Raw genomic sequence first — 24282 nt, forward strand, 5'->3', positions numbered from 1 at the left:
GCGTTTCCATCGGTCCGAATATCAAGCTTGAGCGGTCAAGCCCGCCGCCGCGATGCCGGCCAGCGCGCATGCTTCGTCATTGTCGCTCGTATCGCCCGTCACGCCCACCGCGCCGATCACCGCCCCATCAGGACCGACGAGGATGACGCCGCCCGCTGCCGGAATGATGGCGTGCGGAGCGGACGCCGCGAACGCGTCGATGAACCATGGCCGCTCGATCGCCATGTCGCCAACCTTGCGAGAAGAAACCCCCAGGGCAAGCGCGCCCGCAGCCTTGCCTTGGGCGATCTGGAGCCGGCCGAAAGAAGCCTGATCCTGCCGCTGGAACGCGATCAGATGGCCGCCGGCATCGACGACCGCGACGCTGAGCGGCTTCAATTTGAGTTCCGCACCCTTTTCGAGCGCTGCGGATATGACGTGATTGGCGCGTTCCAAAGTGAGTTGGCTCATAGTTTTTCCCTGTGCTTCCTGATTGCGGGTGGGATTGGGCCGCCGGTGGCCCAATCCAGCAGTTCGACCGTGTGCACGACCGGTACATCCATCCGCTGGCCAATCTGCATGGCGCACCCGATGTTCCCGGTCGCCACCACGTCTGCGGAAAGGCTGGCAAGGGCGGCCGCCTTCCGGTCTCCCAGTTGCCCCGCGATGTCGGGTTGCAGGATGTTGTAAGTACCTGCCGACCCGCAGCAAAGATGCGCTTCCGCCGGCAAGCGGACCTTGTATCCGGCTTTCGTAAGCAGGGCGCGCGGCGCGTCCGTTATCTTCTGGCCATGCTGCAACGAGCAGGCGGGATGATAGGCCACGTCCATTCCGTTGGCCTGGACAGGCGGCAAGGGAATGTCGGCCAGAAATTCGGTGATGTCCTTTGCCAGTGAGGCCACATGTGCAGCCTTTTCCGCATAGTCCGGATCGTCACGAAGCAGGAACCCATAATCTTTGACTGTCGTGCCGCACCCGGATGTGGTGATGATGATCGCATCGAGGCCACCCTCCTCGATTTCCCTGATCCAGGCGTCGATGTTACGCCGCGCGCTGGCACGCGCCTCGGCCTCCCGACCCATATGATGCACCAGGGCGCCGCAACATGCCTCGCCCTTCGCGAACAGCACATCGAAACCTGCGCGATTGAGGATACGCACCGTCGCGGCGCGAAATTCGGGGCGAAGCACCGGTTCGGCGCATCCGGCCATGAGAGCCACCCTGCCCTTCGATCCGGCGGTGGTGGAATTGTCCGCGGTCGCTTTGGACGGCAGATGACGGGGCGCCATCCTCAGCATGGCGGACAAGGACTTCAACCCGGGCCAGGACGGTATGAACCGCATCGCCGGACGCGCATATCGCGCCAGCCTCAGCGCCAGCCGCATGCGCCCGGGGTGAGGCAGGATGTTCGACAGCATCCAGCGGAAAAATCGGTCAGCCGGCGGCCGCTTGTAGCGCGCCGCAATATATGTGCGCGCATGGTCGACCAGGTGCATATAGTTCACGCCCGATGGGCAGGTCGTCATGCAGGAGAGACAGGACAGGCAGCGATCGATGTGCTTGACGACCTCAGGCGATGGATCCCGGTCGTTCTCCAGCATATCCTTCATAAGGTAGATGCGGCCGCGCGGGCTGTCCAACTCATCTCCCAACAGCACATAGGTCGGGCAGGTCGCCGTGCAAAAGCCGCAATGCACGCATTTGCGGATGATGCGCTCGGACGACGCCATGGCGGGATCGGCCAGCTGTTCAGGGGCGAACCTTGTCTGCATGTCAGAAACGTCCCGTTTCAAATAAGCCCAGGGGATCGAAGGCGCGACGCACGCGCCCTTCCAATGCGGCGAGTGCGGGCTCGGAAGGATGAAATGTGGGGGTTTCCGCACGCATCCGTTCCGACGCGCGCAGCAGCATCGCATGGCCGCCATTGCGCTGCGCCGCATCGCGCACGGCCTCCGCCGCACCATCGAGAGCGATCCAGACCAGGCCACCGGCCCAGTCAGCGACCCAGGATGCGCCCCGCGGCAGAAGCGCGGAGAGGAGGGGTTGGAGGGCTCGCGGCGGTATGTTGATGCGCCACACGGTCCGGTCGCCCGGTAGATAACGCAAATCCCGGATCCCGGCCCAGAATGCGTCCGCTTCCGGCCCGCTCATGTCCAACAGCGGCGCTGAGGGCCCGAGCGTCCGAGCCAGTATCGAGGATCTCGCCCGCACCGAAGGCCCAAATCCCTCCAGCCGAATGGCCGTGATCGACCTTCCGCCGTAAAGGTCGGCGGGCACATGAGCGACTGCCGCAACGGCGGCCTGAGATCCCATCGCCGTCGCCATGATCGTCGAAAGGTCAGCCCCGTCAACACCTTCGACGACATGCGTCAAACTGGTTTCCGGTCGCGGCAACACCTTCAGGGTCAGTTCGGTCATTGCGAACAGACGACCCCAGCTGCCAGCGGCAAGCTTGGGGAGATCATAGCCGGTGACGTTCTTGACCACCTTGGCGCCAGCGACAAATATTTCGCCCCGGCCGGAAACGGCCCGCAGACCCAGGAGGTGATCGCGCGCGCCGCCAGCTGAAACCCGGCGGGAGCCTGCGACACCGGCCGCCACGACCCCCCCAATGGTGGCGCGCCCGCCCAACGGGAAAAGACCGCTGTGATCAAATGGTTCGAAGGCGAGCATCTGCCCCTGGCTCTCGACCAGCGCCTCGACCTCCGCCAGCGCGGTCCCCGGCCTGACGGTGAGGACCAGTTCCGCCGGATCATAGTCGATGACGCCGGCAATGTTCTGCATCGACAGTATCTGCGCTTCGACGGAACGGCCGATGCAGCTTTTGGTCCCTCCGCCCTCGATCGAGAGCTGGCTCTCGCGCGCCGCTGCGTCGGCAACCATCGCCATCGCTTCGGCTTCGTCGCCGGGCTTCAACAGGTCGTTGGTCATATCAGAACCGCGGGAGGTCCGGATGCGGCACTTGACCGCGATGCACGTGCATTCTTCCCAACTCGGCACAACGGTGCAACTGAGGGAATACCTTTCCCGGGTTAAGCAACATTTCGGGATCGAAAGCGCATTTGACGCGCTGCTGTTGCTTCAGGTCCGTGTCGGAGAACATTTCCGGCATCAAGTCGCGCTTTTCCACGCCAACACCATGCTCCCCTGTCAGCACCCCGCCAACTTCGACGCACAGCCGCAATATGTCGTTGCCGAACGCCTCCGCTTTCTCCAGTTCGCCAGGGATGTTGGCGTCATAAAGGATGAGCGGGTGAAGATTGCCGTCGCCCGCATGAAACACATTGGCCACGCCCAGGCCGTAGGCTTCGGACAGTTCATCCATGCGCCGCAGGACTTCGGGCAAGCGTCGGCGCGGAATGGTGCCGTCCATGCAATAATAGTCAGGCGCCAATCGACCAACCGCCGGGAAGGCAGCCTTGCGCCCTGCCCAGAATGCCGCCCGTTCCGCATCATTCTGCGAAGTACGCACGGACACCGCTCCGTTTTCGCCGGCGATGCGTTCGACCGCATGCAGAAGATGGTCACATTCGGCGGAGGGACCATCGAGTTCCACGATCAGGAGCGCCTCGACGTCGAGCGGGTATCCGGCTCCGACAAAGGCTTCGGCCGCATGGATGGCCTTGCGGTCCATCATTTCCATGCCCGCCGGAATGATGCCAGCCGCGATAACGTCGGCTACGCACTGGCCAGCACCGTCGACCGTCGCAAAGCCGATCAGCAAAGCGCGCGCGGTCTGCGGCGTGGGCAGGATGCGCACCGTCACTTCGGTCAGGACGCCCAGCAGCCCCTCCGATCCGACGATGACGCCCATCAGGTCAAGGCCTGCCGTTTCAAGAAACCGCCCACCGATCCGGATGACTTCGCCGTTCATGAGCACAAGTTCGCAGCCGACGACATTGTTCGTTGTAAGTCCATATTTCAGGCAGTGAACACCACCCGAATTTTCAGCGACATTGCCGCCGATGGAACAGGCGATCTGGCTGGACGGATCGGGCGCATAGTAGAAGCCCCGGTCTTCAACCGCGCGCGTAATAGCCAGATTGGTGACGCCGGGCTGCGCGACGACCAACCGATCCTCATAGTCGATCTCCACGATCCGGTTGAACTTCGAAAGACCCAGTAATACTCCGTCCGCCAGTGGTAGAGCGCCACCCGAAAGGGACGTGCCCGAGCCACGCGGCACGACCTTGATCTGATGGGCATGACACCAGGACAATATACGAGATACCTGTTCGGTCGTTTCGGGCAGCACCACGACAAGGGGCGTCTGGCGATAGGCCGTCAGACCATCCGACTCGAATGGACGCAGCCCGTCCTCATCGGAAATAACGCCCTCGCCCGGGACGATAGCGCGCATCGCGGCGATGATGTCAGCGCGACGGGAAAGCGTTTGCGGATCGGCCGCCGGCATTTTCAACAGGGTCACGATTCGCTCCAGAAGTTAGCTTACCATCACCATACGATCAGTTACTATTCGATAGTAGATGCCAATAATTTTACAGACCATTTCGTCGGAGGAAAGAATGGAATTTGCTCGCACATGAAGCAAGCTGCTGTCAGGGGCCGGTGCGCCTGCCGATTGGGGATACCCGTCGCGCCGCAAAGCACCTGTCTAATCAATCCAGCAACAGCGCTCTGATCGTAGCGATCTCAGCCGATGAAATGCCCAATCGCCCAGTCAGATAGCCTTCGATCCCGCCATGGCGCGTTTCCAGAATACTGAAGGTCCTCTGCAGATATTCCGGTTCCGCGCGAAGCAGTGGATAGGCGACTTCCGGTTGTTCCGCGACCCAGCGGCTATATTCCGGCTCCTGCTCCAATATACCGGCCAGTTCTCCGATCGAATCATTGGTCAGCATATAGTCGGCGATCACCTCTTCCATGGGCACGCCGAGTGCCGAAAGGATAATCGCCGCCGCGACACCGGTTCGGTCCTTGCCGGCCGAGCAGTTGAAAACCAGCGGAACCTTGCCGGCCGCCAATTGGCGAAACAGGATGGCGTAGTTGGCGGCCTGCTCCTCCGGCAATTCGCTGTAAATCTCCAGAATAAAATTGCGTACCTCCGCGCTGCCGGTCTTGCGGTCTTTGATCAAATGCTGGAGCACACCGACGCTCATCTCGTAATCATGCGCCAACAGCTCGATCGACCGTCCGTGGTGCCAAGTCGTAGGTCTGCGCGATCGCTCGTCATTTGTGCGAAAGTCGCAGATGCTGACGATGCCGAGTTGATGCAACGCGTCCCGGTCTGTGGCATCGATCTTCGACATCACCCCAGAGCGATAGAGGGTACCCCATTTCACCGTTCGCCCATCGGCGGCCGAATACCCTCCCATGTCGCGAAAATTATGACCGCCCTCTATTCGCAGAATACGTTGCACTCGTCCGCTCTCCTTGATCGTCGTCGCACTCGCCAGGAATCAGAAATGGTTGTCGCCTAGCGGCAAGCTCTATACATTAGAACGATAGCGAACTATATCAAAGGGAATCCGACAGGATGATTTTCCGCAAAGGCGAGCGCCTGTTCATACCGGGCGCGGCAGGAGAGCCGACCGCGCTTGTCAAGGAACTTTTCGGCGCCGCTGGTCTCGACATTACGACCAGCGTCGTACCCGGCATCAATCCATTGAAAAGCGAAGCGATTGGTCCAGGCACTCAGGTGACGGGTCTTTTCATGCAGCCCAGCCTGTCGGAAGCGCAGCGGTCTGGCAGCTTCCGCCATATCCCTCAATCCTATGCGGCCATGCTCAAACAGATCGAGGCGGACACACCCTTTGACTGGTGCGTCGTCCAGGTCTCGCCGCCGGACGGCCGGGGCCGTTGCTCGCTAGGTCCTGCGGCAGAGTTTGCGCCGGCTGCGATGCAGCGTGCGAGAAGGATTTTCGGCGTCATCAACCCGTTCGTTCCGGTGGTCCCGAATGCGCCCTTCGTGGAACACGCGCGGCTAGCTGGAACAATGGAGGCGGACACGCCCATCGTCACCTATGCTGTCGGCGAGGTAGATTCTGCCACCCACATGATAGCCAAACACATTGCGGGCTTGATTCCCGACGGCGCGGCCATTCAGGTCGGTCTTGGCAAGGTGCCTCATGCCCTTATGCAAGCGCTGCACGGCCATCGGCGGCTGCGCATCCACTCCGGAATGATCTCCGACGGGATCATAGGCCTGATGCAGGCGGGCGCGCTCGACGAAAGCCATGCCCACCGGACCACAGCGGTTCTGGGCAGTCCGGCCCTCTATGAATGGCTGGACGGACGCAGCGATATCCATGTTCGGGGCGTGGAAGAAATTCATCTGCCATCGGTGTTGGCCGGGGTCGAGCGCCTCTTTGCTGTGAACTCGGCGCTTGAAGTCGATCTGCTGGGGCAGTGCAATCTGGAACATGCCAACGGTCGAGCGGTCAGCGGCGGCGGAGGCGCATCTGATTTCGCCCGCGGGGCGCGACTGGGACGCGGGGGGGTCAGCATCATCGCCCTACCCGCGACATTCGGCGCCGCAGGATCGCGCATCTGCCCCCGCCTGTCCAACAACGCCGTCGCCACGATATCACGCAATGATGTGGACATTGTCGTAACGGAGGAAGGCATCGCGGATCTGCGGGGCAAATCGGTGCATGAGCGTGCGAAAGCGCTGATCGGCGTCGCAGCGCCGGGGGCACGCGACCCTCTGTCGGAACAGTGGGCGGAAATCGCCGGGCGTCTCTAGGCCTGCAGCATTTTTCCGTTGCGGTCACTCTGGCCAGAATAGCTTGGGCAAAGGCGCACAGCCCACCACACTCAACAATTATCATTGACAGCAGGGTTTCGTCATTTAGTTAGCGAGCGTATATTATGCTATATTGCGCCGTATGCTTTTAAGGGTAGGAGAGAAGGAATGACTGGTAAGCTGTCTGGCAAGGTAGTGATTGTGACGGGTGCTGGCGGCGGCGTTGGCGAGGGGATAGCGCGTCTGGCTGCGGCGCATGGCGCGAGTGTTGTCGTGAACGATCTTGGCGGTTCGCCGACGGGCGAGGGTTCGGACCAGCGGACGGCGCAGCGTGTGGCGGACGACATTGTGGCGGGCGGCGGCAAGGCGGTGCCGAGCTTCCGGTCGGTGGCGGAATGGGACAGCGCGCACGGGATCGTGCAGGATGCGCTGGATGCGTTCGGGCGGGTGGACGTGGTGGTGAACAATGCGGGCATTTTGCGCGACGTCATCTTCCACAAGATGACGCAGGAGGATTATGAGCTGGTCCGGGCGGTGAACCTGGACGGGGTGTTCTACATGTCGCGGGCGGCCGCGCCGCACTTCAAGGAGCAGGAGAGCGGCTGCTTCGTGCACATGAGCTCGACCAGCGGGTTGATCGGCAATATGGGCCAGGCCAATTATTCGGCGGCCAAGCTGGGCGTGGCGGGCCTTTCCAAGTCGATCGCGATCGACATGAAGCGCTTCAACGTGCGCTCCAACTGCATCGCGCCCTTCGCCTTCACCCGCATGGTGGGCACGATCCCCGCCAACACGCCGGAAAACCAGAAGCGTCTGGAAGTGGCCAGGCGCATGACCCCCGAGAAGATCGCCCCACTCGCCGTCGGCCTGATGTTCGACGAGGCGGCCGACGTGTCCGGACAGATTTTCGGCGCGCGCATGAACGAGCTCATCCTCTTCAGCCAGAACCGACCCATCCGCACCACCCAGACCAGCGACGGATGGACACCCCAGGCCGTCGTCGATACCGCCATCCCCGCATTCCGTCCTTCCTTCACCGAAAATCATATCTCATCCCAGGTCTTCACCTGGGACCCGTTCTGAAGGAAAAGCATGTGACGGTAGCGGCGCGTTGTGCGCCGCTACCTGCGAACGAAGCGAGGGGTGCAAGCCATGGCCTATGACTATGAGACGATATCGGTGCGCATCGAAGGCCATGTCGCCGAAATTCTGCTGGACCGCCCTGCAGCGTTGAACGCTTTCGATCACGCCATGCATATCGAAGCGAAGGAAGCTTTTCTGGAAGTCCGCGAAAACAGGGATGTTCGCGCTATCGTCTTTGGCGGCAACGGTCAGCATTTTTCGGCCGGGGGAGATTTCGGCCTGATCCTGCGCGACCGTGAAGACCATGCGACGCGCCAGAAGATGCGCGGCGAAGGCAAGAAGCTGCTCGCGGCGATCGCCGGCTGTCCGATCCCGGTTGTGACCGCCTTGCAGGGACAGGCCGTTGGCTTGGGCGCAACGGTAGCATTGTGCTCCGACGCGATCGTCGCCGCGCGCAACGCCAAGATCAGCGACCCCCATGTCGTCATCGGGCTCGCCGCAGGGGACGGCGGCGCGGTGATGTGGCCGCTGCACACCGGGCTGTTGCGCGCCAAACGCTATCTGCTCACCGGTGACCGGCTGACCGCCCAGCAAGCCTATGAGATGGGCCTTGTCACCGATCTGGTCGAAACGCCCGAGGAGGTGTTGGACGCCGCTCGCGCTATCGCCAGGCGGATTGCCGGCCTGCCGCCGCGCGCTGTGCAACTTACCAAGGAAGTATTGAACCAGATCTTCCGCATGCGGCTGGAGGAGTTGTTCGACAACGGCATGGCCGCGGAAATGGAGACCTTCGTGTCCGAGGATCTGGTAGAGGCGATCAGCGCCTTTCGGGAGAAGCGCGAACCAGTTTACAAGGGACTGTGATCCAAAACTGAATAAACGCCGTCGCCGGGGAAGGCCGCGGTTAAACGAATTTTTCGAGGACCATGAACGCCATGGCGTTCAATCGAAAACGTTGGTTCGCGAACATACGATAAGCAGTTAAACAGGCTGGGACAGCGGCGGAGAGGCGAGGCGACATGCGATATTTCATCACTGGTGGAACCGGGCTGATCGGCGCTTATACGACGTGGCGGCTCATCGCCGCAGGACATGAGGTCGTGATCTACGACATCTCTCCCGATCGCGTCTTCTTGCAGGAATTGATCGGCGAGGATGCAGCCAAGGTGCGCTGCGTCGCAGGCGACATCACCGATCTGCCCTTCCTGTTGCGCACCATGCAGGAAGCCGCACCCGACCGCGTGATCCACCTCGCCGCGCTGCTGGGCGCGAAGAGCGAGGAAAATCTCTATCGGTCACTTGAGGTGAACTGTACTGGATGCCTGAACATATTCGAGGCGGCGCTGGCCTGCAACGTCGCCCGAGTGGTGTGGGCCAGTTCCGTGGCGGTGTTCGGTCCGCGCCATCGCCGGGTTGGCCTGGAGGGCGCATTGCCCAATGATGCTCTGCACGATCCCAACATCATCTATGGCGCCTGCAAATCGCTGAGCGAACGGTTCAGCCTGCACTATCGCCGCAATCGCGGCCTGGATATCCTGGGGCTGCGCTTTGCTCTCGTGTACGGCTATGGCAAGGATCGCACGCTGGCGCGCGGCACCGGCGGCGATTTTCTCACGCAGTTGATCGATAATCCTGCGCTGGGCAAAGCTGGGCGCATTCCCGCTGGCGATGCCGTTATCGACTTCGTTTATGCAGAGGACGCGGCCGAAGCCGTGGTGCGAGCGTGCGAGGCCAGCGACAATCGTGCGGTGGCCGTCAACGTCACCGGCTTTCGTACGACGTTGCGTGACGCCGCCGCGACCGTGCGGGCGATCGTGCCGGACGCGCAGTTGGAGGTGGAGGACGGGTCATGGAAAGGCACGATCCATCATTATGACGCCACCAGTGCTGAACGCGAGATAGGATATGCCGCGCGATGGGGAATCGAGGAAGGTTTCCGCCACAACATAGAAGAAGTTCGGGCGCGCGCTGCGCAGTCCGTCCGGTGAGAGGAAAAGACACATATGATCGCCGCTCCTAAAGTCCGCTCCGAGACGCCGGGACCCACCGACGCCCAGATCCTGCTCGCCATCCGAGAGGATTTGCGTGAGAAAGTGGCTCCCGAACTCAGTTCGAATATGGCCAGTACCGTTTGCCGCATGGCGATAGACCTGATCAGCAGGATGCTGGTGCGATCTTCCGATTGGCCGGATGTCCTGCACAGGCAGATTGTCTCGCGAGCCGCCGTTATCGAGGAAACGGTCACGCTGTTGGCCGGATCGCTCAATCCGGCAGATCGTGAATCGGCCCGAGCGCTAATCTCCACCTTGCCCCCGCAGGACGCCGGGATAATTTCTCTGGAAGATTATAACCGGCGGCTGGCCGATCAACTCGCGCACTTCGTGCCTGAGGCAATGGCGCTAGCCGCGCGCGATCCGTCCAAGACGCCTGCGATGAGCGCGATCATCAGGTCCCTTGTTGAGTCCGAGGATCAAAGCGAGCAATCCGTCGTCAACGCAGGCGTGACCAGCTCAGCTGCGTTTCACGAGGATCGAGCCGCCGCGGAGGCCGCCGTATCGCACGATCAGTTGCAAGCCTATCTGACCCGCAAATTCCCCGACAAGGATGTTCGCCTGATCAGCCTGCAGGAATTGTCGGGCGGATTTGGCAAGACGACCATATTGTTCGAGGTTGAGGGGCTGGAAGCGCGACCCTCATCACTGGTCATCCGCCGCGACCGGAAGGCGGGCGCGACGGAATCGACGGTCGCCGACGAATTCCCGCTGCTCAACGCGCTGCGCCATTATGACCTGCCCACCCCCGATCCGTTGTGGGCGGAAACCGATCCCGGCGAACTGGCATTGCCGTTCATGGTCGTCCGCCGCAAGGCCGGCGCCATAGCGGGAAGTCTCTGGGCGCCCGACAAGGCGGTATGCGGGCCCGAAACCGGACTCGATCTGGCGCGCGTGATGGCGCGCCTTCACGCCATCCCGCTCGACAAGCTGCCGCAGACCGGCATCTGGGCGCCGCGCAGCCCGACCGAGGCAATGGCCCGCAACATCGAATATATCACCGATCTGTGGGCGCGTACCCAGCAGGAGGTCGATCCCGTCATGGACATGTGCCTACGCTGGCTCTCGCTCAATCAGCCGCCGCCACCCGCCCGTATCGTTCCCGTGCACGCCGACCTCGGCTTCCAGAACCTGCTTGTCGAAAACCAGAAGATTTCGGGGCTGCTGGATTGGGAGCTTTCGCATCCCGGTGATCCGAACGAGGATCTTTGCTATGTGCGGTCCTATGTCGAGCAGTTGCTGCCGTGGGAGGAATTCCTTGCCGAATATCATGCGCATGGCGGCTGCGAATATCTCGAGGATCGGACGAATTTCTACGAAATCTGGCGCGATGTCCGCAACACCGTGTTCACCGCCTTGTGTCATAAGGCTTTTTGCACCGACGCCAACACGGACATCCGGTTCGGTCACACCGGCGTGGTCTATTATCGGATGATGACGCTCGACGCTGCGCGGAGGATTGCTGCCTTGCAGTGACCTGTCACGCGCTCGCCACGTCTCGATGCCGACGCCGCCCACCCGGCTTGTGGCGGTGCTCCTTGCCTCGGCTTCCGGCGGCGGCTAATAATCTAGCGAACCAATGGTCGGCGACTGGACGACATCCGCCGGCCTGCGCATGCTCCCGGTCGTCACTCGGGACCGCGAAATGCTCTGGTGAAGCGCAGACAGGCGAGAACGGGGTTTGATGATGGAGATGGACAAGATCGTGACCGAAGCGGACGCACTCGCCGCCAATGCCGCAACGCTTGGAGATCATACTGCGCTGATTTTCGACGCCGAAAAGACCAGTTACCGGTTGCTGGACATGCGCGCCAGCCAGATCGCCAACGGGCTGCGCCGCCTTGGTCTGCCGTACCACGGCCGGGTCGCGATCCTCGCCCGCAACAGCGCGACCTATTTCGAACTTCTGTTCGGCATCATCCGCGCCGACATGACGACCCTACCGCTCAACTGGCGGCTGGCCGCGCCCGAAATCATCTACATCCTCCAGGACGCCCAAGTCGAATGCCTGTTTTATGATGAGGATTTTGCGGAGGTCGTCGCCCAGGCGCGAGCGCAATGTCCGACGCTGCGCCACTGCATATCCATCGACGGCAAGGGCGAGGATGGTTTGCCGGCCTGGCGCGACCGCCAGTCGTCCGATCGCCCTGTCAGCCAATCCGAACCCGAAGACATCATGATCCAGTTCTACACCAGCGGAACGACTGGCCACCCCAAGGGCGTGCAGATTTCACACCGCTCGTCCCGCGTCATGCGCGAGATGGAAGTGGCGATGGGCGGCGAATGGCTGAACTGGACACATCAGGACGTGGCGATAGTGGCCCTGCCCAATTTTCACCTGAGCGGCACCAGTTGGGCCCTGCAGTGGCTGGCGCGCGGTGCGACGTGCGTCATCCAGCCTCAAGTCGATGCAGGCGCCTTTCTGAAGGCGATACAGGACCATGGCGTCACTCAGATCATGGCGATCCCCACAGTGGTGCAGATGATGCTGGACCATCCACTGTTCCCCTCGATCGACACATCCTCCCTTCGCAACGTCTTTTACGGTGGAATGACGATGCCAGCTCCACGGCTGCGCCGTGCGCGCGCCGCGTTGGGGTGCAATTTCATCCAGATTTACGGGATGACGGAAAATAATGGGTCGACCTGTTATCTCACGCCAGCCGATCATGCCGAGGGAAGCGAGGAACTGCTTAAATCCTGCGGCCGGCCGCTTCCGCCGATCGAGATGAAAATCATGAACGCTGATGGCGAGGAAATGGCGACCGGAGAAATTGGGGAGGTCTGCATCAAGTCGCCCTCTCTGATGAGTGGATATTGGAACCGGGACGACATCGCCCAAGAGACGCATCATGGAGATTTTTATCGGACCGGGGATGCCGGCTATCGAGATGAAAACGGCTATCTTTTCCTGGTGGACCGGACCAAGGACATGATCGTATCCGGTGGCGAAAACGTCTATCCGGCCGAGATTGAGCGCGTGCTTGTCGAGCATCCTGGCGTCGTCGAATTGTCGGTCATAGGCGTTCCCGACGACCGCTGGGGCGAAGCGGTCAAAGCCGTGGTCGTGCGTGGCGACGATAATCTGACCGGCGACGAGCTGATCGCCTTCGCCAGAGGCAAGATCGCGGGTTACAAGGTGCCCAAGAGCGTCGATTTCGTCGATGCATTGCCGCGCAACGCCAACGGCAAGATCCTCAAGCGCGAACTGCGCGATCGTTATCGCAACCGCGCGGACATGAGTTGACGCGGCCGACCGCAGACACAAGACTTGACTTTGATAGATAGCATATTATACGCATAATAACAACTTTTGATAGGAGAGGACGAATGGACTTCGCGTTGAGCGAACGCACCCGGGCGTTGCTAGACCGTGTCCAGACGTTCATGGACGAACATATCTTCCCCAACGAAGCTCTGTACGAAGAGCAGTTGCGGGCTGATCCCAACAACCCGTGGATCGTGCCGCCGATCTTGCTCGAACTTCAGGCCAAGGCGAAGGCGGCGGGGCTTTGGACGATGCACATGCATGGCCATGGCGCGGGCCTGACCAATCTGGAATATGCGCCGGTCGCCGAACTGATGGGCCATGTTCATTGGGCGTCCGAAGTGTTCAATTGCAACGCGCCCGATTCCGGCAATATGGACGTGCTCGCGCTCTACGGCTCGGAGGCGCAGAAAGAGCGTTGGCTCAAGCCCATGCTCAACGCCGAAATCAAGTCCTCATTCGTGATGACCGAACCGGGAGTCGCCAGTTCGGACGCCACCAACGTCGAAACGCGGATAACGCGCGATGGCGATGATTATGTCATCAACGGGCGCAAGTGGTGGATCACCAACGCCTATAATCCTCGCACCAAGCTGTTCATTGTCATGGGCAAGACCGACCCGGACGCACCCAAGCACCAGCAGCAGTCCCAGATCCTGGTCGAGCCTGGTACCCCCGGCATCACGATATTGCGACCGTTGACGATCTTTGGATATCTGGACCAGCCGCATGGCCATGCCGAAATCATTTTCGACAACGTCCGCGTCCCGGCTGAGAACATCATATTGGGCGAAGGCCGTGGCTTCGAGATTGCGCAGGGGCGCCTCGGCCCCGGCCGCATCCATCATTGCATGCGGATCATCGGCGTGTCTGAGAAGCTGCTGCGACTGATGTGCGAGCGGTTGTCGACCCGCGTCGCCTTCGGCAAGATTCTGGCGGATGACGGCGTCTGGCAAGAGCGCATTGCTCAAGCTCGATTCAACATAGAGATGAGCCGCCTTCTGGTGCTCAAGACCGCTTGGCTCATGGATACGGTGGGCGTCCAGAATGCCCGCAGCGAAATTTCGCAGATCAAGGTCATCGTACCCCGTTTGGCCCAGCAACTATGCGACATTGTGCAGCAGGCGTTCGGCGCGGCCGGCATGACCGACGATTATGGCCTGGCCTATATGTATGCGCGTCTGCGTATCATGCGCATCGGCGACGGGCCGGACGAAGTGCATAACCGCCTGATCGCGCGCGCGGAGTTGGCCAAGTACAGGCACCTGCGTCCGGAGAAAAGCTGATGCCGGCAATTGACAGGCAAGCGACTTTTTCCGGCACTGAGGCGCCACCCGAACATCTGGCGCTCGACGTGCCGCGGCTGGCCGCTTACATGGCCGACAAGATTCCGGAGCTTGGCGACGACTTTTCGGTGGAAAAGTTCAAGGGCGGCCAGTCCAACCCGACCTACAAGCTGACCGGCCGAGATGTTACCATCGTGCTGCGCCGGCGCCCGCCCGGCAAGCTGCTGGCGTCGGCACATGCGATTGACCGCGAATATAGGGTGATGGAGGCGGTGGGCCTCGCCGGCGTGCCCGCACCGCAAACCTACTTTTACTGCACCGACGAAAGCATCATCGGATCGGAATTCTATGTCGTCGGCTTCAATGAAGGGACGGTTTACTGGAACGCCGACATGCCGGGCGCGGCACCGGCGGATCGCGCCGCCGTCTATGAGGACATGAACGGGCGTATCGCCCAGATCCACGGGCTGGACTATGCGGCCTATGGCCTCGGCAGCCTGGCCAAGGTGGGCGGCTACGCGGCGCGCAACCTGTCGCGCTGGTCGAAGATTTATGCGGATTCGACGCTGGTCGACATCCCCGACATGGACTGGCTGATGGACGCCTTGCCCGACATGCTGCCAGCGGAAGAGCGGGTCTGCCTCGTTCATGGCGATTTTGGCCTGTACAACGTCATCGTCGCCCCGGAAGAGCCCAAGATCAGCGCGATCATCGATTGGGAAATGGCGACGCTGGGGGATCCGTTCATCGACCTCGCCCATCATGTCCGCGCCTGGTGGGAAGTGCCTGACCCTGAAGGCGGCGCCGCCACCAGCTTGAAGGGCATGGACGTGGCCGCGCTCGGCATCCCGACAATGGACGAATATATCGACCGCTACTGCCGGCGCATGGGCCTGACCGAGCTGCCGCACCGCCGCTTTTACCTAGGTTATGCCCAGTTTCGCAATGCGGCCATGGTGCAGGGCATTTTGAAGCGCGCGGCGATCGGCACCGCGTCCTCCGCGCGCGCGTCGATCCATCGCCAGGAACGGGTTTTCGAGATTGCCGCGCTGGCGCGGGCGACGCTGGAAGGGCGCGAAGCATGAAGCCATATTTCGATTTCACGGATAGGGTCGTCGTCGTCACCGGAGGCAGTCGAGGACTCGGCGCAGCGCTGTGCCGCGCCTTCGCGGAGCATGGCGCCGATGTGGTCATCGCCAGCCGAAAGCTGGAAAATTGCGAGAAACTGGCGCGTGAGATCGAGGCGAATACAGGTCGCCGTGCGCTGCCCATCGCCGTCCACGCGGGCAACTGGGCCGATCTCGAGCGGCTGGTCGAAACCGTCTATGCAGAGTTCGGACGAATCGACGTTCTGATCAACAATGCCGGCATGTCACCGATCGCCTCCTCATCGGTCGACACGCCCGAGGGACTGTTCGACAAGGTGATCGACGTCAACTTCAAAGGCCCTTTCCGCTTGACTGCGCTGGTCGGCAGCAGGATGGCGGCTCGCGACGGCGGCGCCATCATCAACATCACCTCGATCGGGGCGATCCGGCCGCAACCGGCCTACGGCCCCTATGCGGGCGCGAAGGCGGCACTCAATGCGGTTACAGAAGCGTTCGCCCATGAATATGCGCCCAAGGTCCGCGTCAACGCGATCATGCCCGGTAGCTTCCGGACGGACATTGCCAAGAGCTGGGATCCATCCAAGGAGGCGTCGACGCCGGCCGCACTCAAACGCTTTGGCGAGCCTGAGGAGATTGTCGGCACCGTCATGTATCTGGCCGGCGACGCCAGCAGCTTTACGACCGGAGCGGTCATCCGGGTCGACGGCGGAAGACCGTAAGAGGATCGTAAGAGGACCGTTTGCCGAAATTATATTCGCAAGCGTATTATATCTTGATCCGCCGCCCGACTTCAAGCATGGTCCGCCAGCAGTGGGCTGGCTACCGGCATCAGCGCGCAGCACGGACTTCTGTGAAGAGGCTTAAACTTTGTCAAACTATCCCAAACCCGACGGTGCGACGCTGGTGGACATCTACCGTCGCGCCTCGCTCATCAAGCAGAATGACGAACGCACTATCCGCGCTCTCAAGGCCGGAAAGCTCGTCATGCCTTATTACAGCGGACGTGGGCAGGAGATCATCCCATCGGCCCTGTCGGTCAACCTGACGGACGAAGATTATATCAGCACCATCTATCGCGGCATCCATGACATGCTGGCGAAGGGTTATCCTCTCAAGGAGCTGTGGGCTGAAATCGCCGGTCGTGTCGACGGCACCTGCAAGGGCAAGGGCGGACCGATGCACCTGACCTGCCCGGAAAAAGGCATTATGGTGACGACCGGGATAGTCGGATCATCCATGCCGATCGCCAACGGCTTGGGCTGGGCCGCGAAGCTGGAGGGCAAGGGGCGAGTTTCAATCGCCAATTTCGGCGACGGCGCGGCGAATATCGGCGCCTTCCACGAGTCGCTGAACATGGCGGCGCTGTGGAAGCTGCCGGTCATCTTCCTGTGCCAGAACAACCGCTATGCGGAACACACGACTTTCGCTGATTCGACTGCCGTGCAGCAACTGTCGACCCGCGCCGCCGGATATAATATGCCCGGCATCACCGTCGACGGCAACGATCCCGATGCCATGTATGGCGCGGCGAAGGTCGCGGTCGAAAGAGCGCGGGCGGGCGAAGGTCCGACCCTGATCGAAGCGATGACGTTCCGCTTCAATGGCCACGTCTACGGCGACCCGGGCCATTATATCACCAAGGAAGAACATGCCGCCGCAGTCCAGGCCGATCCGGTGCCACGGCTGCGCGCGCGCCTGATCGCCGAAGGTCACGCGACCGAAGCGGAGATCGCACAGATCGAAAGCGACATTGCCGCTCGGCTCGAAGATGCTGTCGCCTTTGCGATGGACAGCGCCTTCCCCGATGTCACGGAGCTGAAACGCGACGTCTATGCCACCGAAATCGCGTGAGGATGCCATGAGCGATACACAACAGTTGAACATGATTCAGGCCGTCAATCGCGCGATTGACGACGCCATGGCCGCCAGCGACAAAGTGCTGATGTTGGGTGAAGAGGTCGGCGACAAGGAAGGCGGTGGCATCGTCGGCGTCAGCAAGGGCCTGTCCTCCAAATATGGCGACGAACGGGTGCGGTCGACGCCGATTTCCGAACAGGCGATCGTGGGCGCCGCCATCGGCGCGTCACTGGCTGGCTATCGGCCGATCGCCGAGATCATGCTGATGAACTTTACCCCGGTGTGCATGGACATGATCACCAACCATGCGGCCAAGCTGCGTTTCATGTCAGGCGGCCAGACCCATGTGCCGATGGTGCTGCGGACCATGACCGGAACTGGATTTGGCACCGGCGGCCAGCATTCCGACTATTTGGAAGCCTGGTATGCACACACGCCGGGTCTGAAGGTCGTCTGCCCGTCGAACCCTGCTGACGCCTATGGCTTGATGTTGTCAGCGATCGAGGATGACGATCCGGTCATCTGGATCGAGCCGATGGCGCTTTACTGGACGCCGGGCCCGGTGGATTTTGTCAAGGTGCCTCTTGGTAAAGCCAGGATCGCACGCGAGGGTGCGGACGTCACCATCATCGCCCATGCCCGCATGGTCGTTGAAAGCCTCACCGCCGCCGAGACGCTCGCGGCTGAAGGTGTCTCAGTTGAAGTGATCGACCTCCGCACGATTTCGCCGTGGGACCGGGACACCGTCTTCGCGTCGGTCGGCAAGACGGGTCGCGCCGTCGTGGTGCATGAGGCTGTGCGAGAATTTGGCGTTGGCGCAGAAATTAGCGCGGAGATCGCAGAGGCGTTTTTCGGCAAGCTCAAGGCCCCGGTCAAGCGGCTGGGCGGTCCTTTTGCGCCAGTGCCCTTCTCAAAGCCACTCGAGTCCGCCTATGCGCCAAATGCCGGCGGAATTGCCGACACCATTCGTTCCATTATCGCCTGAAGGAGCCCGTTACCCATATGTCGACCCAGATCCTGTTGCCAAAGCTCGGCTTTTCCATGAATGAAGGTGTGTTGGTCGAGTGGCTGGCGGCTGATGGCGCGACCGTGACCGAGGGCGATCCGCTCTTCTCGCTGGAAAGCGACAAGTCGGTCAACGAGGTCGAAGCCCCCGCGTCGGGCACCCTCAAGATCCTGAAGGAGGTTGGCGAAACCTACGAGGTCGGCACGGTGCTGGGTGAGATCAGTTAGAGCATCGCGCTGATTTTATGAATCGAGGGATTGAACGAACTCGCTGACGCTCGACTGGTGCCTGGGGGCTGGCGAGAATGACCCCCTGGTGGGAGGATTTGGTTGCTGAAGACCAACCCCTCACCAGGAGTTCATCCCATGACAGACGTCACAGTAACGGTCAGCCCGCTGCGCCGTCGTATGATCGACGACATGAGCTTGCGCAACCTGTCCCCCGCCACGCAACGCTCCTATCTGCACGCGGTGACGAAGTTCAGTCGCTATTTCGGGCGATCACCGGATCGGCTGGGGCCTGAAGATGTCCGCGCATTTCAGGTCTATCTGGTGTCGCAGGGCATTTCCTGGGGCTCTTTGAACCAGATCGTATGCGCGCTTCGCTTTTTCTACGGCGTCACGCTGGATCGGGCGGAGATCCCGGAGCGGATCGTCTATGCGCGCATGCCGCGCAAGCTGCCAACGATCCTGAGCGCCGACGAGGTCGTGCGCTTCCTGGAGGCGGTGCCATCATTGAAGGCGCGCGCCGCACTGACCACCGCCTATGCCGCAGGATTGCGCGCCTCTGAAGCTGCAAGTCTGAAGGTTACGGACATCGACAGCGACCGGATGGTGATCCAGGTTCGCCACGGCAAGGGCGCCAAGGATCGTACGGTCATGCTCTCGGCGCAGTTGCTTGGGATCCTGCGGACTTATTGGCGGCTCGCCCACCCGCAGGATTTTCTGTTCCCCGGACGCAGCGCCGATACGCCGATCACCACGACCTGTCTTCACGCCGCCTGCCGGTCAGCCACCAAGGCGGCAGGATTGACCAAGCGGGTCAGCGTTCACACGCTGCGGCATAGTTTCGCGACGCACCTGCTCGAGAACGGGGTCGATATCCGGATCATCCAGGTTTTGCTCGGGCACAGCCAGCTATCGACGACGGCGCGCTACACCCATGTCGCGACGACCACGATCGCCACGACTCAAAGCCCGCTCGACCGTCTCAGCCTGGACGTGGTGCCGCCCAGCTGAGGCCGCCGCTGTGCGTCCGGAGCTGGAGGTGGCGGATATATTCCGCCGCCATGGCCCTCCTTACCGCATTGCCCATGACGGCCACCTTGGCCGCGTTGAACGGCGCGTCATGGCGGCGATCGAGCTGTGCCGGACCCCAGCGCTCGGCGGCCATGTCGAGGCCTGCGACAACTGCGGCCATAGCCGGGTCTCGTACAATAGTTGCCGCAATCGGCACTGCCCAAAGTGTCAGGGGATCGCGCGCGAACGATGGCTGGCCGCGCGCGAAGCCGACCTTCTGCCGGTGCCCTATTTCCACGTCGTATTCACCGTGCCCGCCGAGGTTGCGGCGATCGCCTATCAAAACAAAGTTCTGGTCTACGCCATCTTGTTCGACGCGGTGGCCGAGACGCTCAAGACGCTCGGCGCTGATCCCAAGCATCTCGGCGGCGAGCTCGGCTTTATCGCCATTCTTCATACCTGGGGGCAGACGCTCACGCACCATCCGCATATCCACTGCCTCGTTCCGGGCGGCGCACTGTCGGCCGACGGCTCCCGTTGGATCACCTGTAAACCGCGCTTCTTTCTACCGATCCCCGTGCTCTCGCGCCTTTTCCGCCTGTGAATAAGCCTGCAATGTTGACCCCAGTTTTGGGGTGATGGGCGTCCAAAGTTGACCCCCTGAACGGTTGCGGTTCAGGCTCTTGCACTTTGCTGCGGGAGCGGGTGGGAGATGCTGATCGTGGAGACGGTGGCGCGCATCCGGCGCGAGTTTTTCGTCAAGGGCAAGTCGATCAAGGAGATCGTGCGGGACCTTGGCGTTTCGCGGAACACGGTTCGCAAGGTGCTGCGCTCGGGCGAGACGGCTTTCACATACGAACGCAGCGTGCAGCCCTTGCCGAAGTTGGGGCCTTGGGCCTCCGATCTGAACAAGCTGCTGGAGGCGAACGACCACAAGGTCCGGCGCGAGCGGCTGACGATGGTCAGGGTGTTCGAGGAGTTGCAGGGTCTTGGCTATCGTGGCGGCTATGACGCGGTCCGACGGTATGCGGCAAACTGGCATCGAGAGCGCTCAGCGGTGACAGCGGCGGCCTATGTGCCGCTGAGCTTCGCACCTGGTGAAGCCTACCAGTTCGACTGGAGCCATGAGATCGTCGTCATTGCCGGGGCGACGACCACGGTGAAGGTCGCGCACATGCGGCTTTGCCATAGCCGGATGTTCTACGTGCGGGCTTATCCGCGTGAGAGCCAGGAGATGGTCTTCGATGCTCATGACAAGGCGTTCGCCTTCTTCGGTGGCGCCTGCCAGCGCGGTATTTACGACAACATGAAGACGGCGGTCGACGCGATCTTTGCCGGTCGCGAGCGCCAGTATAACCGCCGCTTCCAACAGATGTGCGGGCATTATCTGGTCGAGCCGGTTGCCTGCACGCCGGCGTCGGGGTGGGAAAAAGGCCAGGTCGAGAATCAGGTGGGCCTGGTGCGCGAACGCTTCTTCACACCCCGGTTGCGGTTCAAGAGCTACGCCGAGATGAACGCATGGCTGGAGGATCGCTGTGTCACGCGGGCGAAGCACGCGGCGCATCCCGAGTTGAAGGACCGGACGGTCTGGGAGGTGTTCGAGACCGCGGACCGTCCCGCCCTGATCGCCTATCGCGGACCCTTCGACGGCTTCCACGCTTTGCCCGCGTCGGTATCGAAGACGCTGTTGGTGCGGTTCGACTATAATAAATACTCGGTACATGCGGCGGCAGCGGGGCGGCCGGTGGATATCCACGCCTATGCCCACCGCATCGTCATCCGGCAGGAAGGCGAGATAGTCGGCGAACATGACCGCCGGTTCGGCCGTGACCAGACGATCTATGATCCCTGGCATTACGTCCCTGTCCTGGCGAGAAAGCCCGGCGCGCTGCGCAACGGCGCACCGTTCAAGGACTGGGCGCTTCCACCCGCAATCGAGCGGGTACGTCGCCGCCTGAGTGGCCATTCTGATGGCGACCGCCAGATGGTCGGCATCCTGACGGCGGTCCTGAGCGATGGGCTTGATGCGGTCGAGGCAGCGTGCGCCGAGGCGCTGATCGGCGGCACCGTCAGCCGCGATGTCGTGCTCAATATCCTGACCCGTCAGCGCCAGCCATCGGCGCCGCTGACCATCGCCACGCCCGAGGCGCTCCGGCTCCGTCACGAGCCCGTCGCCGACTGCGCCCGTTACGATAGCCTGAGGAGGTTCTATGGAACGCCATGAGATACTGGAGATGATGGGGACGCTCAAGCTCGCGGGCATGCGGCACGCCTATGATGAGGTGATCGCCGATGCGGTGAAGCGACAACATAGCCCAAGCCGCGTGGTCGGTGATCTGCTGAAGGCCGAGATCGACGAAAAGCAGGCGCGCTCGATCAAATATCAGATGACGATCGCCAAGCTGCCGCTGGCCAAGGAAATTACGGCGTTCGACTTTGCCGAAACGCCAATCAACGAAGGGCTGGTGCGCGATCTGGCCACCGGCGCCTTCCTGGCCAACCAGCGCAATGCCGTGCTGGTCGGAGGGACCGGGACCGGAAAAACCCACCTTGCCATTGCGATCGGACGCTCCTGTGTGCGCACCGGCGCCAGGGTCAGATATTACAACACCATCGACCTGGTGAACCGGCTCGAAGCTGAAACCCGCGCAGGAAAAGCGGGGCGCATTGCCGATCATCTGTCCCGGCTCGACCTGGTGATCCTCGACGAACTGGGCTATCTGCCGTTCGCGCTGTCTGGCGGTCAGTTGCTGTTCCACCTGGTCAGCCGGCTCTACGAGCAGACCTCGATCATGGTAACCACCAACCTCGCGTTCGGCGAATGGCCCTCGGTGTTCGGCGACGCCAAGATGACCACCGCGCTGCTCGACCGGCTGACGCACCATTGCGATATCATCGAAACCGGCAACGAGAGCTGGCGCTTCAAGAACCGCGAAGCTGCCTGATAGCCCAGGAGAAACGCCATCGGCATGGGGGTGAGCCGGCTCCGGGCTACGCCCTCCGCCGCCTCACCCCCATGCCGACGATCCTGGCGCACTATCAGGGGGTCAATGTTGGGCGCTTATCAGGGGTGAATATCCGGGGCCGATTGACATTCCGCCGACTGTTCCTGGCGCGGCTACAGGCAGCGGATGAGGCCGGACGCCTGCAGTTCTTCGGGGCACTTGGCGGTCTCAGCGACAGCCGCGCCTTTGTCGCCACGCTCAGGTCGCTGCGCAAGATGTCCTGGGTGGTCTACGCCAAGCCGCCCTTTGGCTCACCGGCGCATGTTCTCGCCTATCTGGGCCGCTACACCCACCGCGTCGCTATCTCCAACAGTCGTCTCGTCAGCATGGCCGATGCAACCGTCACCTTCCGTTGGCGCGACTATCGGCATGGCAATGCCCAAAAGCATATGGCTTTGGCTGCCGACGAGTTTATTCGCCGGTTCCTGCTCCATACTCTGCCCGACCGCTTCCATCGCATCCGCCACTACGGTTTTCTCGCCAACGGGTGCCGTCGTGCCCGGCTTGCGACGATCCGCTCCCTGCTGGTGATTACGCGGCCGGTGACGTCCGACCACGACATCGCCTTGCCACATCCCAAGTGCGCCGATTTCGATCCCACCGTCTGCCCATGTTGCGGCGGGACGTTACGGATCGTTGCGACAATGCCGCGCGATACGGCGTGGCGAGCGCGCGGACCGCCGGCAAAGCCATGAACCAGCGTTATTTCCTCCCTGATCATGACGGCACCACGGCGACGCAGCCAACTGGCGCACGGAGGGCCGCAGTCATCCTCCGCCTAGACCGACATTACGGTACTTGCCGCTCACCCTTGCCCTCGCGCAACCATTGCCCACTTCGGCCTTCATACCGTCCCGGACGCCTCCGTCTCCGGTCAGCCCCCTCTCACGACCGCCTGTTCCTCGACAAGGACCGGGACAGAAGCCACTAACCCCATAGCGTCTGCCCAGCCAGCGAGTGCGCTCAATCCGGCTTCAATGAGGTCGCGCACCGCGCCATGACGCACAACCAACCCCGCGCGACCTCACAGAACCCTCTGGATTCCCATTGGGTCTGATTTGCGATTCACCATCATTGGAGGTGGATCATGGGCCTATGTCGAGCAATTCCTCGCACCGGCCCTGTCACTAGGCGATATCGTCGTCCTCGACAATCTGCCCGCGCATAAAGTTGCCGGCGTCCGAGAGGCCATTGTCGCCGTCGGCGCCAGCATCCTGTATCTTCCGCCTACTGCCCCGACCTCAATCCCATCGAAGAAATGTTCTCCAAACTCAAAGCGCTGCTGCGCAAGGCAGCGGCCCGCACCCGCAATGCACTCTGGGACACGATCGGACGCCTGCTCCAAGGCGGTCCGCTCTGGCGTCGCTTCATTTGCGGAAAATCCGCAAAAGCGACGGAAGGATGTCCGGTCGTCCAGAGCCTCGGCCAGCTTTACGTCGGACAGGTCATACCAGATCGATAGCGGCAGCGCCTTGAACATCGCCAGTGGCGGCCAGGCCGGTTCACCCTTGGCGGCCGGATAGAGCGGATCGAGCAGCGCCGCGACGGGATTCCAATCGATCAGCGATACCAGCGCATCGGGCGACGAAGCCGCTCGCTCGCGCCCTGCAAAACCAAACCGCTCCTGACCAATCGAACGTCGCGCCATACCTGCTCTCCAATTTGGAAAGCTCATAGAATCAGCTATTTTAGTC

21 protein-coding genes and 3 pseudogenes are annotated in these 24282 nt (G+C 61.7%); 18 read left to right on the forward strand and 6 right to left on the reverse strand.

All coding sequences use genetic code 11. The features are described from left to right. Positions 1 to 21 precede the first annotated feature (21 nt). From NUH86_RS20095 to NUH86_RS20115, 5 genes are all read right to left on the reverse strand, one after another. On the reverse strand, positions 22 to 450 hold the full coding sequence (locus NUH86_RS20095; protein WP_030540863.1) for a GlcG/HbpS family heme-binding protein: 429 nt from the start codon (positions 448 to 450) through the stop codon (positions 22 to 24). Further along, a complete protein-coding gene (glcF, locus tag NUH86_RS20100; protein WP_030540864.1) occupies positions 447 to 1751 on the reverse strand; it encodes a glycolate oxidase subunit GlcF in 1305 nt (434 codons plus the stop codon). Before glcF ends, NUH86_RS20095 begins: the two co-directional genes overlap by 4 nt. Position 1752: 1 nt before the next feature. Beyond that, entirely contained in the window at positions 1753 to 2910 is a 1158-nt protein-coding gene (locus NUH86_RS20105; protein WP_030540865.1) for an FAD-binding protein, read from the reverse strand. A gap of 1 nt (position 2911) precedes the next feature. Further along, the gene (locus NUH86_RS20110; RefSeq protein WP_030540866.1) at positions 2912 to 4408 is read right to left on the reverse strand and encodes an FAD-linked oxidase C-terminal domain-containing protein; all 1497 of its coding nucleotides are present in this window, start codon (positions 4406 to 4408) and stop codon (positions 2912 to 2914) included. A 190-nt stretch (positions 4409 to 4598) separates the two neighbouring features. Next, positions 4599 to 5360 carry a tyrosine-protein phosphatase gene (locus tag NUH86_RS20115; protein ID WP_267252280.1) on the reverse strand — a complete coding sequence of 254 codons (762 nt, stop codon included), beginning with the start codon at positions 5358 to 5360 and terminating at the stop codon, positions 4599 to 4601. A gap of 116 nt (positions 5361 to 5476) precedes the next feature. On the opposite strand from NUH86_RS20115, the gene NUH86_RS20120 reads away from it, so the two are divergent. From NUH86_RS20120 to NUH86_RS24905, 18 genes and pseudogenes are all read left to right on the forward strand, one after another. After that, positions 5477 to 6685 carry an acetyl-CoA hydrolase/transferase family protein gene (locus tag NUH86_RS20120; protein WP_267252281.1) on the forward strand — a complete coding sequence of 403 codons (1209 nt, stop codon included), beginning with the start codon at positions 5477 to 5479 and terminating at the stop codon, positions 6683 to 6685. A 168-nt stretch (positions 6686 to 6853) separates the two neighbouring features. Then, on the forward strand, positions 6854 to 7768 hold the full coding sequence (locus NUH86_RS20125) for an SDR family NAD(P)-dependent oxidoreductase (RefSeq protein ID WP_267252282.1): 915 nt from the start codon (positions 6854 to 6856) through the stop codon (positions 7766 to 7768). A 69-nt stretch (positions 7769 to 7837) separates the two neighbouring features. Next, positions 7838 to 8632: an enoyl-CoA hydratase/isomerase family protein gene (locus tag NUH86_RS20130; protein WP_267252283.1), complete on the forward strand. Its 795-nt coding sequence runs from the start codon at positions 7838 to 7840 to the stop codon at positions 8630 to 8632. A 155-nt stretch (positions 8633 to 8787) separates the two neighbouring features. Continuing rightward, entirely contained in the window at positions 8788 to 9756 is a 969-nt protein-coding gene (locus tag NUH86_RS20135) for an NAD-dependent epimerase/dehydratase family protein (RefSeq protein ID WP_267252284.1), read from the forward strand. A 15-nt stretch (positions 9757 to 9771) separates the two neighbouring features. Then, on the forward strand, positions 9772 to 11295 hold the full coding sequence (locus NUH86_RS20140) for a phosphotransferase family protein (RefSeq protein ID WP_267252285.1): 1524 nt from the start codon (positions 9772 to 9774) through the stop codon (positions 11293 to 11295). A 208-nt stretch (positions 11296 to 11503) separates the two neighbouring features. After that, positions 11504 to 13066 carry a long-chain-fatty-acid--CoA ligase gene (locus NUH86_RS20145; protein ID WP_267252286.1) on the forward strand — a complete coding sequence of 521 codons (1563 nt, stop codon included), beginning with the start codon at positions 11504 to 11506 and terminating at the stop codon, positions 13064 to 13066. 83 nt (positions 13067 to 13149) lie between these two features. Next, positions 13150 to 14373, forward strand: coding sequence for an acyl-CoA dehydrogenase family protein (locus tag NUH86_RS20150; RefSeq protein ID WP_267252287.1), 1224 nt, complete (start codon positions 13150 to 13152; stop codon positions 14371 to 14373). After that, the gene (locus tag NUH86_RS20155; RefSeq protein ID WP_267252288.1) at positions 14373 to 15458 is read left to right on the forward strand and encodes a phosphotransferase family protein; all 1086 of its coding nucleotides are present in this window, start codon (positions 14373 to 14375) and stop codon (positions 15456 to 15458) included. The genes NUH86_RS20150 and NUH86_RS20155 overlap by 1 nt, the downstream gene beginning before the upstream one ends. After that, positions 15455 to 16201, forward strand: coding sequence for an SDR family NAD(P)-dependent oxidoreductase (locus NUH86_RS20160; protein ID WP_267252289.1), 747 nt, complete (start codon positions 15455 to 15457; stop codon positions 16199 to 16201). The genes NUH86_RS20155 and NUH86_RS20160 overlap by 4 nt, the downstream gene beginning before the upstream one ends. A 148-nt stretch (positions 16202 to 16349) precedes the next feature. Further along, positions 16350 to 17333, forward strand: a complete 984-nt coding sequence (locus tag NUH86_RS20165; RefSeq protein ID WP_267252290.1) for a thiamine pyrophosphate-dependent dehydrogenase E1 component subunit alpha — start codon at positions 16350 to 16352, stop codon at positions 17331 to 17333. A 7-nt stretch (positions 17334 to 17340) separates the two neighbouring features. Beyond that, complete coding sequence (locus NUH86_RS20170; RefSeq protein ID WP_267252291.1) at positions 17341 to 18324, forward strand: alpha-ketoacid dehydrogenase subunit beta; 984 nt, start codon at positions 17341 to 17343, stop codon at positions 18322 to 18324. Between the two features lie 17 nt (positions 18325 to 18341). Further along, positions 18342 to 18572 carry a lipoyl domain-containing protein gene (locus NUH86_RS20175; protein ID WP_267252292.1) on the forward strand — a complete coding sequence of 77 codons (231 nt, stop codon included), beginning with the start codon at positions 18342 to 18344 and terminating at the stop codon, positions 18570 to 18572. A 138-nt stretch (positions 18573 to 18710) separates the two neighbouring features. Then, on the forward strand, positions 18711 to 19583 hold the full coding sequence (locus NUH86_RS20180) for a tyrosine-type recombinase/integrase (RefSeq protein ID WP_267252293.1): 873 nt from the start codon (positions 18711 to 18713) through the stop codon (positions 19581 to 19583). Positions 19584 to 19593: 10 nt separating this feature from the next. After that, positions 19594 to 20181 (forward strand): annotated as a pseudogene (locus NUH86_RS20185) (transposase zinc-binding domain-containing protein); the annotation flags it as partial. Between the two features lie 114 nt (positions 20182 to 20295). Beyond that, positions 20296 to 21807, forward strand: coding sequence for an IS21 family transposase (gene istA / locus NUH86_RS20190; RefSeq protein WP_267249972.1), 1512 nt, complete (start codon positions 20296 to 20298; stop codon positions 21805 to 21807). Beyond that, the gene (gene istB / locus NUH86_RS20195) at positions 21794 to 22528 is read left to right on the forward strand and encodes an IS21-like element helper ATPase IstB (RefSeq protein ID WP_267249973.1); all 735 of its coding nucleotides are present in this window, start codon (positions 21794 to 21796) and stop codon (positions 22526 to 22528) included. Before istA ends, istB begins: the two co-directional genes overlap by 14 nt. A gap of 143 nt (positions 22529 to 22671) precedes the next feature. Continuing rightward, positions 22672 to 23283, forward strand: a complete 612-nt coding sequence (locus NUH86_RS20200; protein WP_416365377.1) for a transposase — start codon at positions 22672 to 22674, stop codon at positions 23281 to 23283. Positions 23284 to 23646: 363 nt separating this feature from the next. Next, positions 23647 to 23820: pseudogene (locus tag NUH86_RS24905) on the forward strand (transposase); the annotation flags it as partial. 152 nt (positions 23821 to 23972) lie between these two features. Here the strand turns inward: NUH86_RS24905 and NUH86_RS24775 are convergent. Further along, positions 23973 to 24263 (reverse strand): annotated as a pseudogene (locus tag NUH86_RS24775) (transposase); the annotation flags it as partial. Between the last annotated feature and the right edge of the window lie 19 nt (positions 24264 to 24282).

Source organism: Sphingobium sp. JS3065, assembly GCF_026427355.1.
Lineage (GTDB): Bacteria > Pseudomonadota > Alphaproteobacteria > Sphingomonadales > Sphingomonadaceae > Sphingobium.